Here is a 268-nt window from a genome sequence, read left to right as displayed (position 1 = left end):
CGGGTTTACTTCAGCATGAGGTTATTAATATGTTTAACTACTGCAACTCTACTTTTGATGACCTGGTATTTGCTGAAGATACTGAGGACAATCAGTTTATCCACTATGCCATAACCGGCGCAGTAAGTGAATATCTGGAAAGTAACCGAGTGAATGAATCTGTGAGCAATGAGTTACAACAGTCAGCAGAAACTTAAAAACAATATCGAAGCTATTCGGATTGCTTTAGACTGGTCGGCAGAAAACAAATTGACTGCTGACCGGCTTT

1 protein-coding gene is annotated in these 268 nt (G+C 39.9%); it reads left to right on the top strand.

Annotated elements, in window-relative coordinates; genetic code table 11:
• The coding region (locus tag CWC11_RS23235; protein ID WP_212748122.1) for a hypothetical protein at window positions 1-197 on the top strand (197 nt) is incomplete at its 5' end.
• Between the last annotated feature and the right edge of the window lie 71 nt (window positions 198-268).

The organism is Pseudoalteromonas sp. S3178, from assembly GCF_005886985.1.
GTDB lineage: Bacteria > Pseudomonadota > Gammaproteobacteria > Enterobacterales > Alteromonadaceae > Pseudoalteromonas > Pseudoalteromonas carrageenovora.
The sequence above is the reverse complement of the archived record's forward strand: the minus strand, read 5'-3'. Positions and strand labels throughout refer to the sequence as shown.